At 56.5% G+C, this 20,321-nt stretch carries 9 protein-coding genes and 2 pseudogenes; 7 read left to right on the top strand and 4 right to left on the bottom strand.

The window, feature by feature from the left end; translation table 11 throughout:
- The first annotated feature begins 2,621 nt into the window (after nucleotides 1–2,621).
- A pseudogene (locus tag EHH60_RS31425) lies at nucleotides 2,622–2,832 on the top strand (hypothetical protein).
- Nucleotides 2,833–2,850: 18 nt separating this feature from the next.
- On the opposite strand, the gene EHH60_RS38200 reads toward EHH60_RS31425, so the two are convergent.
- A complete protein-coding gene (locus EHH60_RS38200) occupies nucleotides 2,851–3,051 on the bottom strand; it encodes a hypothetical protein (protein ID WP_124163223.1) in 201 nt (66 codons plus the stop codon).
- A 370-nt stretch (nucleotides 3,052–3,421) separates the two neighbouring features.
- Between EHH60_RS38200 and EHH60_RS31415 the strand changes: the two genes are divergently transcribed.
- Together EHH60_RS31415 and EHH60_RS31410 are read left to right on the top strand one after the other, a co-directional pair.
- On the top strand, nucleotides 3,422–3,529 hold the full coding sequence (locus tag EHH60_RS31415; RefSeq protein WP_370137847.1) for a CsbD family protein: 108 nt from the start codon (nucleotides 3,422–3,424) through the stop codon (nucleotides 3,527–3,529).
- Nucleotides 3,530–3,885: 356 nt separating this feature from the next.
- Nucleotides 3,886–4,152 (top strand): hypothetical protein, encoded by a 267-nt coding sequence (locus EHH60_RS31410; protein WP_124163222.1) that lies wholly within the window; start codon nucleotides 3,886–3,888, stop codon nucleotides 4,150–4,152.
- A 380-nt stretch (nucleotides 4,153–4,532) separates the two neighbouring features.
- Here EHH60_RS31410 and EHH60_RS31405 read toward each other — a convergent pair whose 3' ends face one another.
- The 3 genes from EHH60_RS31405 to EHH60_RS31395 form a co-directional block, all read right to left on the bottom strand.
- Nucleotides 4,533–5,546: a hypothetical protein gene (locus tag EHH60_RS31405; RefSeq protein ID WP_124163221.1), complete on the bottom strand. Its 1,014-nt coding sequence runs from the start codon at nucleotides 5,544–5,546 to the stop codon at nucleotides 4,533–4,535.
- The gene (locus EHH60_RS31400; protein WP_124163220.1) at nucleotides 5,546–6,517 is read right to left on the bottom strand and encodes a DGQHR domain-containing protein; all 972 of its coding nucleotides are present in this window, start codon (nucleotides 6,515–6,517) and stop codon (nucleotides 5,546–5,548) included. The genes EHH60_RS31405 and EHH60_RS31400 overlap by 1 nt, the downstream gene beginning before the upstream one ends.
- Nucleotides 6,518–6,680: 163 nt before the next feature.
- A complete protein-coding gene (locus tag EHH60_RS31395; protein ID WP_124163219.1) occupies nucleotides 6,681–8,363 on the bottom strand; it encodes a recombinase family protein in 1,683 nt (560 codons plus the stop codon).
- Nucleotides 8,364–10,565: 2,202 nt separating this feature from the next.
- On the opposite strand from EHH60_RS31395, the gene EHH60_RS31390 reads away from it, so the two are divergent.
- From EHH60_RS31390 to EHH60_RS31360, 4 genes and pseudogenes are all read left to right on the top strand, one after another.
- A complete protein-coding gene (locus tag EHH60_RS31390) occupies nucleotides 10,566–10,874 on the top strand; it encodes a hypothetical protein (RefSeq protein WP_124163218.1) in 309 nt (102 codons plus the stop codon).
- A 3,452-nt stretch (nucleotides 10,875–14,326) separates the two neighbouring features.
- Nucleotides 14,327–15,199 (top strand): 3-methyl-2-oxobutanoate hydroxymethyltransferase, encoded by an 873-nt coding sequence (panB, locus tag EHH60_RS31375; RefSeq protein WP_124163216.1) that lies wholly within the window; start codon nucleotides 14,327–14,329, stop codon nucleotides 15,197–15,199.
- Nucleotides 15,200–15,212: 13 nt separating this feature from the next.
- Nucleotides 15,213–16,063 (top strand): annotated as a pseudogene (gene panC, locus EHH60_RS31370) (pantoate--beta-alanine ligase).
- A gap of 692 nt (nucleotides 16,064–16,755) precedes the next feature.
- Complete coding sequence (locus EHH60_RS31360) at nucleotides 16,756–19,857, top strand: efflux RND transporter permease subunit (RefSeq protein ID WP_124163214.1); 3,102 nt, start codon at nucleotides 16,756–16,758, stop codon at nucleotides 19,855–19,857.
- Nucleotides 19,858–20,321 lie beyond the last annotated feature (464 nt).

The following is a 20,321-nucleotide window of genomic DNA, read 5'->3' as shown; positions in this document are numbered from 1 at the left end:
CGAGGAATAGCGCCCGTTCAAAAAAAAGCCCGCGCTTGTTCCATATGTTCAGGCGTCCACCCCTTGTTCCACGAAGCTTTACCTTGGAAGCACAGATCCATTGAACCGCGATGCACAGATCGTTCTGACCGCTGGGCCTCGAATTCTGTCAGCTGAGCATTTAGCGCATTGGGGCGGAGGATTTCGTAGGATCTAACCCCAAAAATGATGTACCTTCGAGGTCGCGGTGTTGAAATCTCAATGCCTGAGAACTCGCAATAGCGCTCTGGTCACTTGCCGCCGTCTGCGTGGTGGCGTTCAGTGTGGCCGCAATCGTGTCTCCTCACTGATCGAACAAGAGACCGTCTGCCTCCCGCCGGGGTCGAGGAGCCAGCGCCGCTGGGCGCCGCAGCAGGTGGTGATTGTTCGACGCCAACTTCGCCGCAACGCCCGGCCCCAGTGGCGGCAGTGGCCGCAGCCTCCACTGCGCCGAGGCGGGCGACGACGCAGCGGTGTGTGGTCGGCCTCGGCCTTAAGCTTGAATTGAGCGATGGGCCAATTGCTCGCCTAGTAAACGCACTGTCTGACCCAGTAGCCACCGCTCACCCGTATCCACTGACATGGCTCGGCGGGGCTCTTTGATGATCGGCCACCCGTGAATATCGATGTTTGTTGGCGCGGTGATCCGCGCCAAAAGACAGCATTCGCTTCGGAGGAATGGAAGACCAGAGCTCCGGCGAAGCAGGTAGCGGCTACACAGCACAGCAGGAAACGGCTCATTTGTCTGATCCCGGTGAGACGTTGAACCCTTGCGAATGCTACGCGAGCCGCCGGGTTTTATCCACACCCGGGCAAACAAGAGCAGCTAGGTTTCGCAGTACCGTCAGCGAAAGTTGCCGAATTCCTTGAGCGGGCTGAGCACTACGCAGCGCTAAAAAAAGCAGCTGAAACACTTGCCGACCCGCCGCATTTACGAACAAATGGAAGCAGCTACCGCATTCCCGCCCAGAGCCAGTTGCATCTGAATTTCCGTTTTTAGGGGGTTTTTGATCCATGTGCCCAACTCAATGTGAGTACATTGCTGCGTTGATCAAGCTGCACGACCAACATATTGAAACTCTTCGCGTCAGCCCCGCGATTGAGAAGGAATATGCGGAGATGCTTCTGTTGAGGGAAAGGATAAGAACGGCACTCGATAGGAAAGACCACGTCCTCGCCCCGGAATTGATCGGCTCTAGGAACCGGCCCATTTCTCGAGCATAGGAGGCCGACATGATCGAGACTGCACCGACGCAAGTTATACTTGCATGCTCGAAATGCGGAGAAGCGTACAGCGCAGTTCAAGCCCAATCGTCTGTGAACAGGACAAAATCGTTTCAACTGTTTAGTCTGCGCAGCCGTGGTCCTCAGCTGGATGGGTGACTACGACCATAGCGACTGAAAGCCGCTTCCGACGCGGCCCGAGAGAGCGATCTGATCCCCGAGAGAGGAGCGAACTTCACTGGGCCGCAGAGTTGTTACCATTTTTTCCCAATCCTAAATCATTGTTTACAATCTGCTGTCATCCTTGTTCGCATGCTGAAAGGTATTGTGATCTGCTTTTTCGCCTTCGTATTTTCAAGCCCTGGACGGCTACCTGATGCCGGTCGGCATCGCGACGCGGTTGTTACAATGCTGATCGAGATCGACGACAGTTGGAGCCGCTAGCGCTTTCGCTCCAATGGGACAGCCAGGGCACATAGAACTCATCGTCTCGCCTGCGATACGTCGCGCGATGATTGCGATCAACGACCAGAAAGCGTTTCGCGCTTTACGGTCCAAATGGGAGCGTCTGGAAGTGCGAGCGCGATGGTGTCTCGCCGCGCACACTCTGGAAGCTGCTCGCGAATCTCCTGATGGAGGACGAACCGCAGACAACCGTTACGACGGCTTCACTCACCACAGTCCGTATGCGCCTGAGCAAGGTTGGCCTAAATGTCTTGAAAGCGAACTTAGTCAGGAAGGCATGACGCTGGCGCTAATGCTCGATCTTCCTTCGGAGCTACCATCACGGCGCGTCAATCGGGCGACGGCCGTTGCAGCGTCTCCGCTCATCCCATGGCGCTCGCATCCAGACATTGCGCCGTTAAGGAACTGGTTACTAGTCACTGTCACCTTTGCTGTATTAGGCCGCGATATGCGGCAGTGCATTCCGAGAACGGTTTAATACTTCGACACGCCCGGTTGGCGGTTTCTTGAAGGAGAGGCCCAATGTTTAAGGGCTTCACGGTGGCAGTTGTGGCGTTGATTAGCACAGCGCAGCTGGATCGATACCTAACCAACGGTCGGTACACCGACGCGGCTATAGCTATGCTGCGGCAAATTGGGCGCTCGTTTGGTTTTTGAATATTATTGGACGCGGAGGCGCGTGATGGACATCTCATGGGCTGATCTCGATAGCGATGAGCAGCGCACCATTGCGATATTGGGAGCCGGACTTTCCATTGAACTGTGCGACCCTCTTGCCCTCCTGACGCTAAGGCGGCTCGGTCTGGTCATAGGGTCGCATTTGACCGCCGCTGGACACAATCTGCGAAGAGATGCCGTTGTGAAGAGTGCCGCGGGCTAAGCGTTGCGGGTGTTCATTGAGACTAGGATCGGGGATGCCAAGCGCAATCGAACTTATTGTAGACGCTTACGTTCGCCTCAATGACAGGAGAGCTCTCGACGATCTGCGCATACAGCGCCGGAAGCTGGCCCGACCTGAAGGCACGCACCGACTTTGACTGCCGGACAACCATTCAGCAGATCGAGGAAGATATCCTCGTGATCGAGGCTGGGCTGGCGCAGCTGGATGGTGCGGCGACGAGCTAAGCCGCCGACCTGCTCGACCTAGATCATCCGCTCCTTGGTGACCCGCAAGCTGCGAACGTAATAGCCCTGTCTTTGAACGGCTGACTTGATCTCGTCGCTGACTTTGAGAACTCGTTTTCTGCTCTTGCGCCAATTATTTGCAGAGTAAGCGCCGGGTATCGCGGCCCCTGTGCTTAGAACGAGCAAGTCCCGCTTGCCATTGCGATAGACATCAAACACTTTCCGCCCCCGCTGATTGTATCGAAGTAAACACGAAGTATGTTTCAGTCATTCTGCTCGGTCAGCTTACTACCTCGAATGGCCGTGCGGGTTGCAAATGTGCAACGCCCCGCGACTTCTGCTTCACCAGCAAAGATGCGGTGGAACGTCCTTTGCGCCTGACCGCTCGCCTCGGGATTGCACACCCTCAGTGCCACGGCGCTACAAAAGTAGCCACCGAGGACGAACATTCGTGGGTCAAGTCTATTGCCGCATAAGAGGTCCACTCAGCCGATTGGCTTTGCTCACCAGCACTATTCGGAACGTTGCACTTTCTGGTGCGTTGGGTGTCATCCAGATCTAAGGAGCGCGTTATGGATCGCGCGAGCATGTGAAAGGTGCTGCTGATAAGGCCAAGGGCAGCATTAAGGAAGGCGCCGGTAAGCTAAGCGGCGATAAGGACCTGCAAATGGAAGGCAAGGCACAATGCCGCAGGTGACGTTAAGGATGCGGCGAGAGACGCAGCAGACGCCATGAAGAAGTGAGTTCCGCTCATTATCTAGGTTTAGCGCTCGCCGCTCCTTCCGGGGGGCTTTTGTTTGTGCTTCTAGAAAGAAAGCGCGCGCAAATGCAGCGGCCATCAGAACCTGAGCACATCATCCAACAACTGGCCGTTGCGGCACCTTCACCTCGTTCCAAGGCTTCGTTCTGAGGACGTGGCCTTTCGGAACTCTTGCAGTCCGCAATGAGTTACAGAGCCGCCGACAGGAGGAGCATGAGCGGTCGCGTGCGCGGTAGCACGTGACGGTTGCTTGATCGCGCCGGCCGGCAGCACTTGAACAGAGAGAGGCGACAATGAAGGCAAGACTTCTTCTTGCTGGCGCATTAATCATCGGATGCGCCGCCCCGGCACTGGCCGATGAGTACTATGTCGTGCAGGGTCCGAACCGCCAATGCACCGTTACCACCACACGTCCGGCGGACAAGGAGGTCGTAACACAGATCGGTCCGCTGGCTTTCAAGAGCCGCGTGGAAGCCGAAGATCGCATCAAGCAGACCAAAGTCTGCGAGGAAGGGACGGTTGGCAGTAGCGGCAGCACGACTGTCATCAAAGAGAAATAGTCGAGGGCATCATTCCTGAACGTCTTTGGCTATTCGAGAAAAGTCGCGCCCATCCTGTCGGCGCGACTTTTTGTTTGCCATGCCGGCATTCGACCAGTGGATTTCTGGCGCGTGCCTCTGCGGCGACGATGATTGCTGAAGTTAGCGAACTGGCCGGGTGTCCGCGGCGACGGTGGCATGCCCCAAGTGCATCAGCGCTATCATCTCTCCCACCTTCGATGTTGCGCGTCGCGGGCGCGGGATAGTCCGGGAAGTCGCCGGCTCGGCTGCAAGTTGCCGATGTGGACACCGACCACGCCGGTAGGGCGCGAGGATGGCGGCTTGGTTAATTACCCTTGAGTGCAGCTCCTTGCTCTCAATGAGAGGCCGAAGCCCTTGGATCAGGCAAAAGGCCACTTAGGCTCGTTATACAAAGAAAATTGGCGGTTAAGAAATGTGCTGCGGGCATTTTGCCATCTAATGTCAAGACGCCTTCGCGCTATCACTTCGGAATGAAGTGTATGGCAGAGAGCATCGAGCACGATTGTCGTTTCAAGAAGAATTTTTGACGACAGGTTTAGGTCATCGACGACGGTCGAAGATTTTGAGATCGAGGAGATTGCGTCTTCTAGTCGTCCTAAGCTTGCGTCGAAGCTAGTGGGCGGATCAACCTTGACTGCTGCGAACGCCTTTATCTTGCCTGCGACGCGACCAGCGGAATAGCCTTCACCCGGCCTGTAGTTCACCGCATTCCTTAGGTCCGACGGCCATGCGCTTCCGAGAAAATCAAAAGCGGTCAAAAGCGCAAGGTAAAGGCGATCTTCGTCATCGCCGGAAATCGTGAGTTTTGCTAGTTTAGCGATTTCTTCGGCGACTAACTGCCAAACGAGATTGTGTACCCTGGTCTGGCTGGATTTCGTCAGCTTCACATCGGCATAGGCTAACGTGTTGGATGGCGAGCACTCCATGACAAACGCGCCTGCTCCGGGTGAGGGGGATGCCATCGCAGATAACGTATGAAGCGACTGAACTTGTGGCTTTTCCAAAAATACCGCGGTTCGCCCGAGCATGCGCGTTAGGCTAAGAGCGAGAAAAAACGCCCAATAGTAGAAAGTTACGCATACCCAACCGGTGCTAAACCAACGCCCTGAACCCAATTGGTTTCGCAGCGTAACCGAATGTTCCGCAGCGTGATCTAGGTAGAACGCTACTTCCGAATGAAGGGCAGCGGCTATCTCGACATGGGAAGCTGAAAGGAGGAACTCTCGGCGCGAGGTTGCAGCCGTAACGAAGGCTCCGGTTGATAGCCATTCCCGCACCGTCGTCGGTCTAGTTTTTAGTACTACCGTTCTCTCGGGCACAACCATCAGCGCTTGCTGCCGAAGGCTCTGCCAAGCAGGGCCTTGAGGAAGCATTAAAGCATCTCGTTGCTAATAGGCGTCTTAGCTCTCAACGTAGATTGCATCAGCTCTGTCATCGCCTTCTTGTCAAGGAGCGACTGCCCGCCCGAGCCCCGATAGCTCAAACGCGCAAGCGGTCTTATGATTTTGCGAATGGCTTCTGGCTTCGCGCTTTTCGAGGTGGAAATCGCGGTCTGAATGACTTGATCGAAGATGTTGAAAATCGCTTCGAAGAAAGTTGACCGGGTCAGGAGAGAGCTATCCTCCAGTTCCGCATCGAATGCGTTTAGATAATTTCGGATGAGCTTGTACCGCTGGTCGTCTCCTGTCTCGGACATCACACCTCCGGTTAAACTCGACCCGATTGCACGATTGAAGGTGACGCGGGAGATTTTTCCGGTCGCGCTCTTGGCAGGACTAAGCCGTCCAGCAAGTGGACTTTCAGCATCCCGATTTAGACGGTCAAAGATGCTTCTAAGGATTTGCTCTTTGTCGGACTCCAACTGAGCGATGTGCTTAATATCAAGCAGCAGCGCCGCTGGCACACCTCGCTGTGTTGTATTGATGTCCACAAATAGTTTTGCTTCCTCGGCGGGCGAAAGGTCCGAATAGATAGCAACAGGCACACGGTGCCGAACCCGACACTTGTGATAACCCCAAAGCCGGTGCTGTCCATCAAGAACTAAGAAAGCCTTCTTGATTGGCTCGAACGAAATAGATTTCGTTCGGCGCATGTATCGAAAAGCTGCACCCGTTTGGGCAGACAAAACGATGTTGCTTGGAATTGATCCGGAGCCATCGGCGAGATACTTAGCAATATCGTCGGCTCGTGCTTCATTGAGGGACCGCTGAAATCCAGTTAGCGGGTCGTCATCCCTTCTCGCGACAAAACAGCTAGGAAAAAGGTCGTCTACCGGAATGGTTGCAAAATAAAATCGATGCTTATTTTGATTGAGCAAAAGTCCGGGATAAGATTTGCGTGTCATTCAAGCCCCACAGCCAACCCCCGAGATCATACATCTCCTCTGGCCGGTGAATAGAAGTGATGCAACTTATCCGCGATCTTGTTCAGGGTGCTATGCAGCAGAAGAGTTCCAAAAGCACTCGGGACCATCGTTAAGCAATTGAAGTAACTTGCTCAACCGAAGGCTAGGCCACGGAAACCATAAACTCAGCGGAAAGGTGTCGGGGGGAACGTAGGTAGCGCTCCCCCGCTACCACCTTTCCCCACACTCCCTTGACTCTGTTTGGATAGGCCTTTTCTCCGAGCGGGGCGTTTAGCCGGCCTGCTATCTCGACGGCTAAACCACCTGGGCGTTCCGGTTCGCGGAACACGGTGACCGTCTCGACCAAGTCTCTAATGGCTTCTGCGGCCTCTCCGTCGCCCGCACTGACACCTTTACCCAGTGCTTCTTCAAGCCGACCGAGTTGCTCCTCATATCGTTTGAGGATGGCCGGATGCAGCGCAATTTCGATCGGAGCGGGTGGTTCGCTTTGTAACTCCTCAGATATCCGCTTTCGTTCGGCATCTAAGGCAGTCGATCGCGGCCCGAGCACGGACGGATCGCCATGTCCCTTTGCGATCGCATCCACCAGTCGTTCGATTTCTCGACTCAACTGCCCTAGCTGCTGCTCAAGGCGGTGCCGCTTTGCCTGTGATGTAGCTAGGAGGCGCTTCCGCTCCTCCAGATACGTTCGTACGTATTCCGAAAAAACCGTCGGTGCACGCAGTTCGGCCCTGAGCCCGCTGAGGACCGCACTTTCGACCGCGTCTAAATAAAAGGTCTTGGCATCAGAACATGTGGCGCTCTCTTTCGCCGCAGAGCAGCGAATACGAATGCGGCCTGACTTGTGGCGTCCATTAGTTGCCATACCCGAACCGCATGAGCCGCACCGGAGCAGTCCGGATAGCATCCGACGAGGCCGACGTTGGTGGCTGGGGTGGATGTGACCGCGCTCTTCCTTGCGTTGCTGAGCAGCCGTGAATAGCTCTGGATTGACAATTGCAAGATGCGGCACTTCAGCCACCTGCCAGCCACTCTTCGGATTTGGTCGTGACAGGCGTTTTCCCGAGTCGGGGTCCTTCACCATCCTGACTTTGTTCCAGACAAGGCGCCCCACATAAAGTTCGTTTGGCAGAATGCCGGCGCGCCTCTCATGATTGCCATTGATTGTTGACGCATTCCAGCCTCGCCCCCGCGGAGGTGGTACGCCCTCGTTGTTGAGATCATGCGCGATTTCCCGAGGCGTACGACCGTCCACGTATTCCTGAAAGATGCGCCGGATCACTTGTGCCTCGGCCTCGACAACCACTCGTTCACCACTTCTTCCAGGTACCGCTGCGTATCCGTACGTCAGGCCCCCGCCAGCCAAACCTTGCTTGACCCGCCCCGCTTGGCCGCGACGCACTTTGTGCGCATTGTCCTCGCGATAAAGTTGTCCGACCAAGCCGCGAAGGCCCACCAGCACGGTGTTAACGACGCCCTCGTGGACCGCCCGGATCTCGATCCCGAGAAATGACAGCCGCTTATGAATGCCAGCCAGATCTTCCATGTCGCGAGAGAGGCGATCGAGCGCTTCGACGATCACCACGTCAAAGGATCTCTCCCGCGCTTGGTCCAACATCCGTAGAAGGCCTTCGCGGCCCATGACAGACCCGCCCGAACGAGCCCGATCTTCATGGGTACTGACAACAATTAATCCTTCGCGCTCGGCATAGCTCTGACAAAGTGAAAGCTGATCCTCAATCGATCGCTCGTTCTGAAGATCGGTTGAGAATCGAGCATAGATCGTCGCTCTTTTCCCCGCTTCGCTCGATGAGCTGTCTTTCATGATCTTCCCTCGCGGCCACACGGGCAAGTACTCGCGCGAGGCGTAAGATCGCCCTATCTGGATTCGCCTGCAAGGAAAATTTGCGATCGGCTTCCCGCACGATCGAACCTCTAGGCAATCGCGCAGCTCAACGAGGTGCACGCACCTACGCTGGCGTCAGTCGACAAGACGACGTGGGGGGAACTGATCATCTCGAGCATCCTGCTCGGATGATGACTAAGTGCAACGGCCGCTATGAACTCGTCGTGAAATTGGATGCCTAGGCGAAGAAAAGGACAAGGAGCGAACGGCTTTGCGTGCATGGAATTGATACTGCTGGGAAGCGCACAACCTCTCCCATCTAGCGAATACCGAAGTGGAAACTCCGGGCCTGGCCAAAGGACTCTATTCCAGCTGTCGAATTCGCCACCAGTTCGGCCTGATTGGAGCCGTTAGCTAGACCGTGGGCGAGGAGGCGGTGGATGGTTCAATCGTCCTTAGGCAGGTCTACCCAGCGAGCGGAAATAGCCTTCGCGGTTCTCGCAACCATCAGACAGACTGCTATGGCTCGACCTATGGCCTGGATATTGCATCTTTGACGAAATCGATGCGCTTCGCTGGCGCACGACCCTCGTGCGCATGTTGCTGCGACTCCTGATGGCTAACGTCGTGTGACGGGGAGCCTACCCATCAAATCTGTCAGCTGCCATGTGGAACCGGTTTCGAAGATCCATTTAGAAAGACTCTCATACGGCATTGGCGCAACCGCAATAAGCATATGGCCAGGTACGATCGTCTGCCGAATTTTGTCTCAGATGAAGGACGCGCATACGTAGCGAATTCTGCGAAATGCCTTCAGGTTCTGACATTTTGATATTCCCGTGAGATGGCCGGTGTTTTCACGCGCGCTCCAATGATGCGGGGTCGGGAATCAGATGCGTTGCTACGGTGCACAAGCCAGAAGCTCATAATTGCTCCCTCGCGATAAGCGGCTTCAGGATTGGGCGCGGGGGGCAGGAGTGGTCGGCACAACGCTTCAGTTTCTCCCATGTAAGACAGCTCAACCTACCAAATCTGGCAGGTGCCTTGCGGGACGTCTCGACGATAGAAGGCAGGGCGCCCTCGGGGCAGCCGCCCCAAGGGTGCGAGGCGGCAGCGTTGCAGTACCGCGACGCTGGCGAGCGAAGTTAGTGGCGCACGTGATAGGGACAGCGCTTTCCAAGGGCCTCTCCGACGAGCGCCGAGTCACACGTCATTTAACTCCGCTGGCAGCGCGGAGTTGGTAGTTTCAGAGCTTTGAACAGCGCGGACGCCCGGCCCGCGCTGCCTCCCCTCTAATTCTAGACCTTCTGGGCCTCGGAATACTTCGACACACTAACGGGTGAGCCATGCCCGATCCTGCTCGTCGATTGCAGTTAGCCAGAACCTTGAGATGCTTTCGCGATCTGCTGCATAGCGGACGGACACGTTCCTTGGCAAGCGTCAGCATGAGTCGAGGCGGCTGCCCATGCCGGAGCGCCGCTGAGATCGCTTTTGTCACCATGGACGGTTTCTCTGATCTCGATCAGCGACGTCTTTTGCGCCCTCTTAGATCCGATAGGTCATAGCTTCCTTGACCTCGCTTAAGCTGCAGAGGAGGCCCAATGCTGGTGCGCCAAACGCCGCCCATTGCGGTTCGGCAGGCGAGGAATCTTTGCCGCGCGTACTAGATATCGCAGATGAGTCGAGATTTTTGGCGAGAGCGAAGAGGCAAACGCGCAAATCAGATGGTCTACCTGAGCATTGCGCAGCTACAAGGTCCTTTCCGATCGTCCTCGCCGAACAGATCATGGCAGGTCGCTCGACGACGGCGGCAGCACTTCTCTTCCGCGCGTATTTTCGCAGCCGATCCCGCACATTCACGCTTTCCAATGTTGCGAGTTGTTCCGCCGTGTCTCGGCGAAGCAAAATGGTGGCATGCCGTTGACGAACCGGCAGACGCGAATTTCAAAGCTATGCTGAGCACAGATAACATCAACGCTGATCGCCTCGCAGCCTCACAGGTTGAGGCCGCGCGAATTCTCGGGGTCCATCGCGAAGGATCCTGCGGGAATTCGGAGCCACGCGCTGACTGAAAGGCGCGACTGCATTGCGGCACGCATAGCCCGTCATGGCGTTGCTCGTGTGGTTTCATCTTTGGGAACGGGAACCCGTTTGGTCGCTCGCGAGAGAAGGAATTGACCGATGCTTAGTGAAAGAAAAGCATGCAGACGCTTGCGCCTCTCTAAAAAATCAAAGGCTCTGCCTGACATCGAGCTGTTCGCCGCGAACTTCATCGCGCAACTGCGCTCCATAAACAGCAGGAAGCCTGCCGCAGACGCTAGCCCGAGGGACAAACGCCTCGAAGCGAACGCTCGCCGCCGGAAGCCGTGGTTGCCACACCTTGGTCTCTCGCAAAGCAAGGGGCGCGTAGAGGCGCTGGGCAACGAGAAGCTCGCCAGAATGGCGAACAGCGCCGGGAGCTATATCGGCCCGACAAAGGCCGCGGCGTAGTGAGGGAGCTCCAGTGCTTATCCGCAGAGACGCTCTGGATAACGGCGTTACGGAGCGGCCGATACCGCCGAACCCGGCGCGAAGCGTGCTGCCTTCATGCAAGGTGGTTCAACGTGGTGTGCTTGCCCATTTGCGCCGCCGTGCTGTGCATGACTACCAATGCTGGTAGGTCACCCGAGGCCGCTCTCTCGCTAAAGTCCCACTGTACCCTGAGGCGGCGGGCCTCACGGGAAAGCCGGGCGGGTTAGCCTTGTGATCCCCGAGGCTGACTAGCGTTCCGGCGAAGCGGATGCGGCAGATAGCGCATTTATCCACCTCCCCGGTGGACATCGGCGCCGAGTCGCATCCGCGCTGCTTTCTCTCGAACTCGCTAATTGCGTCTAGTTTTCGCGCATTACTGGGAGATAGGCTGATCGAGCTCATTAAGCATTTTGACGAATCGGAGCCCAATCGTCCTCCCCACGCGAACCCAGCGTGGAGCACGAGCCGGTAAGCGGCGCGACGTATTCAAATTCGAGAGCAACTGATGCGCAATCCGAATGGCCAATCCTGCATGGTCGAAGAGCCCACGAGCCAGGGGGCGTGAGGTCATACGGCCGATCAGTCATCAAACGTGCAGTGGATTGGCTGAGTGTCAATCCGGCGCGTAGTCTCAATGCGGGTGCCGCTGATCGCAAGCGCGCCGAATGACTGTTATCTGAGGCGTAAACGGCGATATCGCTGCCAACGGCAAGCGGCCCGCCCACATGGGTCGCCTTTCGTTTTGTAAATTGTGCAGGTCTGTCAGCTTTCGGTAAGCCAGCCCCGATAAAGAATCGTTGGGTTTAACGGGGGCGTGGCGGGGACAGCGCATGAGCTGAAGGACCACCATGTGCCGAGTCACGCTTCCGTTAAGCTCATTGCACTGCGGATGCGGCAGGATAGTGCCTCATGATGCCCCAGGCGCCGAGCGCGCCCGCAATGCTTCCAACTCGCGGGTTAGTTCTCCTTCTGCCGATTTTGCTCGTTCTGCAAGCAATCAGCTTCTTGCGCCGCTTGAAGCTCAGTTTGGAGCAGTTAGCTGGGTGGCAGGGAAAGCGCTCCCCCTGTGTATGCGTCGGGGAAAAGCGCTGATTGAAGTTCTGCTAAGTTCAACTGGCAGTGCGGGCGGGGTAGGGACAGCGTCTGCTCCAGCGCAACCAAGCGGCGCCGAGTCGCGCCCGCACTGCTTCCGATCAATCTTCGCCAACACTCAGGAAGGGAAAGGAGATTGCCTGGCTAAATCCAGTCCGCTGTTGTCTTGATGCAATTGTGTCTGCCGTGTGTGGCGACGACGATGCCGACAGCGTCGTCCGATTCTTCAACGCGGTGCTCCCCGTCGCGGCTTTCAAGGTCTCGGATAATCTTCTCAATGGACTGATTCTATCGCGCTTCGTCTGGACTTACTCTGCCAACATTCTTGCGCCTCTCATGTGCGTTTGGCCTGTCATTGTTTTTTATGCACGGTTTTCTAGGAACGCCCACGTGTCGGGTCATGCTGGTGTCTCCAATTGGTTCAAGGTAAAGACCCAGCTTAAAGAATCGCCGATGAGATGGGACCGATCTATTTTGGTAGGTGCCCTTCGTTGCTTCTCGAAGATATAACTAGGTCGCCCTTGAGAATTTGAGCCTCATGGGAGCAAAGGTGGCCAGCCCCAGTCTTTGTGACCGGGTTGGCCACCAGCGCTTGCGACACCATGCCCATAGGGCAGCTACAGGGCAAAAATGCACATATTCGAGCAGCATATCACGTCCCTGCGGTCGCAAGCGCTTGCGGTGCTTGTAGCCAATCAGGTCCGTGCCGCCGATAAGTCTCTGGGACTATCAGATCGCAAGCTCGCCACATTGAACATGGATGAAGTTCAGGCAATGCTAGCCATACTCGATTGCATAAAACCCGACCTGCGGCCGAAGGAAGCACGGCAGATCGCTGCGCGCATACGCGCGCTTTTAGAGGGGGCGCATGGGTGTCAGCCGGTTCGGGTAGCATGTCTGTGAGACCACTAGTGTGAGCTTTCGGTAAGTGGTCCAACCTCTCGTGAACGAGGAAGCTGAACTTGGCGAAGCTTTAGCCCGCTCGTGGAGGATCGATAGGCACCCATAAGGACGCGGCTCTGACGCCGAAAGATCGGGAAGCCATGGTGCCGAGGGGGGTCGTAGTGGCCTGACAAAGGCCAGCCGCGCTGCAATTCAATAGCTCGGCCAAGACCGTCACCAAGTGGGTCAAGCGTTCCGCAGGGGCAGGCGTCGATGGAGCGTGATCGCTCTACAAGGCTCTTTCAACGCCAAGCTCTGCCTGCCACACGCGCCGAATTCGGAGTGCGACGGCCGCGCCACGCCGATTGCGCGGCTTGACCCGGCCGAGCCGGTGCGGCGCTATGGACGTGAACGTCCCGGTGAGCTGACACGTCGCTATCAAAAAGATGGGCAAGTCCAACCGTGTAGACCATCGATCAATGGTGGTCGGACTCGAAAGAGCAGCCTCCGGGTACGCGGCGAAGAACCTGGCCGGGATTATGTTGACGTCTGAACGAGGATGCCTCCCGAAATACGTTCAGCGAGGCGAAGCGAGTGGCAGGGCTGCGCCGCGGCCCTCCTCAAGGCGGCGACGCCACAAGCATCGGCGTCAAGGTCAGCAGGTCACGACCGACAACGGACCCTGCTACGAACCTCTGCTTCCCGCAAAGCGTGCGAACGCCTGGGCCTCGAGCAAATCGGCACCAAGCTTCATAGGGGCTCTTTAGCGATCGAGATCTGCTGCTGCGCTGGCTTGGAAACACGATCTTAGTCACGCCGCAGTATTGCGTCACCTCGGCGGACCTCAAGGAATTCTACACTGCACATCGTCGATCCAGCCGATGAGCTGCTCTAGACCGGACCGGATAGGTCGCCGACCGCGGCAGCCGGTCGGCGAATCGGCGGAGGCCGACCCACGCCCGCATACCCAACAGACAACCCAAGTAAGTCTCCCGGCGATGATGGCGCAACCAAAGGGATTTTCATCCATCCGCGGGCCATTTTTGAGCCGTCGATTTCTTTTTCTCTTCCGCAAGTTGACAATTTTCCTCCACGCTCCGTAAGGAAGTACCGTGTGTGCGGAAGGCTGAACGTTCTTCAAATGAGAACAGTATACGCTGCTAAGCATTTCTCAGCGTAGGCGCTCGCGTTGCTGTGCTCTCAACGCTGCTGTTGCGCGGATCTGCCAATCCCGTGACCAACTCATTGTTTGCTGTTCTCCTTCTTGGATGAGCAGCAAATTAGTTGAGTTGAAGCGGAAGAGGTTCACTTGCGTTTCGCAGCAACCAGACTACTGATCGCCCGGCATATTCGATCATTTCGAACGGTGTGGGTAGCTATGACTTCCAAATCGTCGGCGAGTTAAGCGGAGTTCAAGCTTTGCCACATTCGCACCGCAAAATCGAACTGAGGTCCAAATGAGCCACGTTTCCGAGCAGCCGATCGATCGCATCACAATTCCCATGCTGCAGCAGTGGAAGCAGGACGCTCGGCGTCTCGTCATGACGACTGCCTACGACGCGGTTGCGGCGCGTATCGCGGATCCGTCCGTCGACATCATTCTCGTCGGCGACAGTGTGGGTAACGTTTGCCTTGGATTCGAAAATACGCTTCCAGTGAGCGTTGCGATGATGAACCATCATCTGGAAGCCGTGGTACGCAGCAAGCCTCGTGCTTTACTTGTCGCCGATATGCCATTTCTTAGCTTCCACGTCAGCGTCGAGGAAACCATACGCAATGCCGGCGGATTCCTGCAGCGAGGCGCAGCTGCGGTGAAACTCGAGGGCGGTGGCAAGAGAATCGAGATGGTACGGGCCCTCGTCGATTGCGAGATTCCTGTGATGGGTCATCTCGGTCTTATGCCCCAGAGCGTCAACGTCATGGGGGGCTTTAAAGTGCAGGGTCGGACAGCGGATGAAGCGTTGCGTTTGCTCGATGACGCTCACCGTCTGCAGGAGGCCGGCTGTTTCGCTTTGGTATTGGAGGGCATTCCGGCCGAGCTTGCTGCTCGAGTAACCAAATCCTTGACAATACCGACGATCGGGATCGGCGCCGGCCCGGACTGTTCAGGCCAGGTACTCGTGTTTCACGACGTGCTGGGCCTCACTGGAGGTCATCGCCCCAAATTCGTTCGCGCCTATGCAGAAGGCTTTCAGCAGTTGCATGATGCGCTTTCGCGCTGGGCCGCGGATGTCCGCGGTGGTGCATTCCCGGGACCGCAAGAGTCCTATAGGCTTCCCGAAGGCGTCGAAGAAGCAATTACCAACTGGGCGCCCTCCAACCCAACTTGATATAGAGCTCCACATGCAAACAATCACGAGGGTCGCTGAACTTCGCCGTACTCTCGCAAAATCCCGCGGTGCCGATCAACGGGTCGGATTGGTGCCGACAATGGGCTATCTCCACGATGGCCACTTGGCGCTGATCGCGGCGAGCCAGGCGCAATGCGACGTCACCGTCGTCAGCATCTTCGTCAACCCCACTCAGTTCGGACCAAACGAGGATCTCAGTAGCTATCCGCGCGACTTTTTACGTGATGAGGGACTGTGCCGTGATGGCGGTGTTGCGATCCTCTTCGCGCCGGATACACAGGAGGTCTATACGAGCCATTTCGAAACCTTCGTTGAACCGGGCGACCTCGCCAAACCTCTGTGCGGAGTCTTCAGGCCTGGACATTTTCGCGGTGTCGCGACCGTCGTATGCAAGTTGTTCAACATGGTGCAGCCCGATGTCGCGTTTTTTGGGCAGAAGGATTTTCAGCAATGCGCAGTCGTGCGTCGCATGGTAATTGATCTCAATCTCCCGATCGAGATGGTCACTGTACGAACCGTTCGCGAACAGGATGGGCTCGCAATGAGCAGTCGCAACCGCTATCTGAGCAAAGAAGAGCGTCAGCGGGCCCTTGCGATCAATCGTGGACTATCCGCGGCGCTCGACGAATTTCGCTCGGGAGAGCGCAACGTAGAAAAGCGATTGCGGTCGCCAAGGGGCATTTAGAGGCGGTTGACAGACTGCAGTATCTTGAACTTGTCGACGGTGACACGCTCAAAACTGCCGATAGTCCACTGCGGCGCCCCGCGGCGCTTTGTGCGGCAGCCTACGTTGGCTCAACGCGGCTGATCGACAACGTCCTACTGGGGTTGCCAACTCGGTAGCGCAATGCGTGGCTAAACGGTTCGCAGCATATTGAGCGGCAAGAAATGCTCAAAGCATCTCCGAAAGGCGCGTCGAGCTGGTAGCGGAGGGCCGACTCCGAGGCGATCTTGTTCAGCGACTTAGCGAAGCGATAGGTAGCAGGTGCGTACGGAATATTGTGGGACCTAAACTTTGTGTCCGGCAACATCACGAGTTTTGCTCTACGGCGATCAGCGATCAATTCGACAAACCTTGGTATAGTGCTTTACAGCCCAGACTATATCACCCATTTACCTTTGTAGAGTTGAGCACCCGTCAGGTCGTCTGTACTTTCGACGTCGAACCTCGATCATTTGGTCTGCGGGTCAGTGCGAAACCTGAGCTGCTGCCTCGCTATAATTCGTTGAGTGCCAATCAGGTGTTGCGACGAGTCTTGAGTCCGGACCTTCGGCCGATTGCACTTAAGAAGACGAGGGGCTTTATAGCAGGTGCCCATCACTTAGATGGGGATCAGCCATCAGAGCGCATTCACTCGAGCGACGAACATGGAAGCGAAGGATAGGGCGTCCGCATCCGCGAGCACGTGAGATCTTAGAGTAGCCGATAGCGCGTCCCTCATACCGGGGGCTCTAGCACAGCCGCAGCATTGGTGATCATTGCCGCTTTATAAGTTGCGGCGAATTTGCATCCCACTCTTGAAACATGAGTCGATATGGCATTTACCGAGCTTTTCATCAAACGTCCGGTATTATCTATCGTCGTCAGTTCCTTGATCTTGCTGATCGGCTTGCGCGCGGCCACCGTACTGCCGATCCGGCAATATCCCAAGCTATCTAATACGGTCGTCAATATTACGACTTCCTATCCTGGCGCTTCGGCCGACATGATCCAGGGGTTCATCACCTCTCCCCTGGAGCAGGCAGTCGCGTCCGCCGAGGGCGTTGACTACATTAGTTCCTCGTCTGTGCTTGGTGCTTCGACCATCAAAGTCTACATCAAGCTCAATTTCGATCCCAACGAAGCGCTCACGGAGGTGCTCTCCAAGGTCAACTCAGTCAAATACCTGATCCCGAAGGAATCAAACGATCCAGTCGTCACGAAGTCGACGGGTCAGAAGACTGCTGTCATGTACATCGCCTTCTCCAGCGAGGAACTGGCGGCAAGTGCGATCTCCGACTATCTCTCACGCGTCGTGCAACCGGTTATTTCAACGGTCGACGGCGTTGCTGCGGCAGACATTCTGGGCGGCCAGAGTTTTGCGATGCGGCTATGGCTCGATACTGCGAAAATGGCTGGGCACGGCGTGTCGCCGGCTGAAGTTTCGGCTGCAATCGCCGCTAACAACTTCCAGGCCGCGGCGGGCCAGATCAAGGGCCATTTCACTATCTCCGATGTCACGGCAAATACGGATCTGCGGAGTGTTGAAGATTTCAAGCGCATGATCGTGAAGGCCAATGACGGTGGCTTTGTGCGCATGGAGGACATTGCGGTAGTGGAGCTTGCCGCGCAGACTGCTGACATTAGTGTCGCGATGAACGGCGAGCACGCGGTCTTTGTCGGCGTGCAGGCGAGCCCGCAAGGAAATCCTCTAAACATAGCGCGAGGCGTTCGAGGGCTGTTTCCGGAAATCGAGCGTAACCTGCCGCCGTCACTGAGGATGAAAGTAGCCTACGACTCCACCAAATTTATTCAATCATCGATCGATGAAGTTGAGAAGACGCTCATTGAGGCCGTCGTGGTCGTTGTGCTAGTGATCTTCCTGTTCCTGGCCTCGCTGCGCTCGGTCATCATTCCTATTATCACTATTCCGTTGTCGCTCGTTGGTGTCTGCAGCATGATGCTGTTGCTGGGGTTTTCATTCAATCTCTTGACCCTCCTTGCAATGGTTCTCGCTATCGGTCTCGTAGTCGACGACGCGATTGTGGTGGTGGAGAACATTCACCGCCATTTAGAAGAAGGTGCAACGCCCCGAAAGGCTGCCACAGCGGGAGCGCGCGAGATCGTCGGCCCCGTTGTTTCCATGACGATTACTTTGGCTGCGGTATATGCCCCAATCGGATTTCTGGGCGGCCTCACCGGTGCGCTGTTCCGCGAGTTCGCGTTTACGCTAGCGGGAGCGGTGATCGTCTCGGGCGTGATCGCTTTGACGCTATCGCCGATGATGTGCTCGCTCCTCCTGAAGCGCGCCGAGGGGGGACGGTTTGCAAGATTTGTGAACCGTGGGTTCGGCGCCATGACACAGTGGTATGGCCGCAAGCTCGACCGCTCGCTTGACTATCGACCGGTTACGGGCCTGTTTGCGCTAACCATGCTTGGCCTCGTCGGCTTTCTCTATATGCACACTTCCAAAGAACTCGCCCCCGAGGAGGATCAAGGGATCGTATTCGCTTTAACGAAGGCGCCGAAATACGCCAATATCGACTACCTCGACTATTACGGCACCAAGCTCGAAAACGCGTTCCAGAAATTTCCAGAGACTGACTTGAGCTTCGTGCTCAATGGCGTTAGCGGCCAGCAGAGTGGCCTAGCCGGCATGTTGCTCAAGCCGTGGGACGAGCGCAAGCGATCATCGATTGTACTGAAGTCCCTTGTCCAGGCCGAGCTGTCAAAAATCGAAGGCATCAACGCGTTTGCCTTTAGCTTGCCTCCGCTTCCGGGCGGTTCGGACGGGCTACCAGTGCAGATGGTGATCAATTCGACCCTTGGCTTCCAATCCATCTACGAGCAGATGTCAAAGCTGAAGGATGCCGCGCGTAAGAGCGGCCTGTTCATGGTGAGCGACTCCGACCTCGAGTTCAACCAGCCGGTGGTACGAATCAAGGTTGATCGATCTAAGGCTAACGAGCTTGGCATCACCATGCAGACTATAGGCAATGCGCTTGCCACCTTGCTTGGGGGAAACTATGTCAACCGCTTCAATTTGCAGGGCCGCTCTTACCAGGTGATCCCGCAGGTTCCCCGAGGGGAACGCCTGGTGCCGCAGGCAATCGGGAGCTATTACGTAAAGACCGCGACCGGCTCAATGCTTCCGCTGTCTACCGTGGTCTCCGTCGAGACCGCCACCGATCCGAACGCGCTCACCCACTACAACCAGCTCAACTGCGCGACTTTTCAGGCCGTGCCGATGCCCGGCGTCACGATCGAACAGGCTGTGGATTTCCTGGAAGCCCAGGCGAAGAAACTGCCCGCAGGCTTCAGCCACGACTTCCTGGCCGACGCGCGCCAGTATGTGCAAGAGGGTAATCAACTCGCCATTACATTTGCATTTGCACTCATCATCATATTCTTGGTGCTTTCGGCGCAGTTCGAAAGTCTGCGCGATCCGCTCATCATCATGATCAGCGTGCCGATGGCAATGGTCGGCGCGTTGATTCCGCCATTCTTCGGCTGGGCGACCATGAACATCTACACCCAGATTGGACTGTTGACCCTTGTTGGGTTGATTTCTAAGCACGGCATCCTAATGGTTGAGTTCGCCAATGAGCTGCAGCTCAAGGAGAGATTTGACCGTCGCTCGGCTATAGAGTTGGCGGCACGCGTCCGATTGCGCCCAATCTTGATGACCACGGCGGCGATGGTCACGGGCTTCATACCCTTGTTGACTGCAACGGGAGCTGGCGCGGCGAGCCGCTTCTCGATCGGGCTCGTCCTCGCCGCCGGCATGTCTGTGGGCACTCTGATCACGCTATTCGTGCTTCCAGCGCTCTATGTCGCGATCGCGTCCGATCACCGTGGCGACGCGAGCGCCGACTGCGCGAACCTCGCCGAGCTCGACCTCACCGGCGCTGCTGATGCCGAGATGGCCAGGCAATGACACATCAAATCAATCCGGGTTTGCTCCGTGGGGCGCGCGAAGGAGCCTAGGACCGCTTCACGTTTCCTGGCGCATCGAGATCTTCGCGCACTTGGTGCCGAGCTGGGCGCCTCATCTGGTCTGAGAAGAACACGTCGGTGGTCCGCTGCTGGCTGCTCAGGCGAAGCGGCGCCGCAAATTCACGGCTTCGGAACCAAGCTCGACCTCGGGGAGGGGGCAAAACACAATGGTGCTCTCTTGATAAAAAGGTAGACTTACCAATCATCGCGAAGGGCTCGGCCTGCCATTCGGACCGTTGGTGGGGATCCTCTAATCCGTGATGCAGGCTTCCTTTTCGGATAACGTACAGAGTCTTTCGCACTTTCAGGATTGACGGCTTCTTCTAGAATGAAGGAGCTTTGAATGAACGATGGGAATGCCATGGGTCAGGTGATCCAAATTGATGAGGCCCGGATTCGAGATCA

The sequence above is a fragment of the Bradyrhizobium sp. RP6 genome (genome assembly GCF_003837805.1).
GTDB lineage: Bacteria > Pseudomonadota > Alphaproteobacteria > Rhizobiales > Xanthobacteraceae > Bradyrhizobium.
Note: the sequence above shows the minus strand (reverse complement) of the source record. Positions and strands in the feature narration are given on the sequence as shown.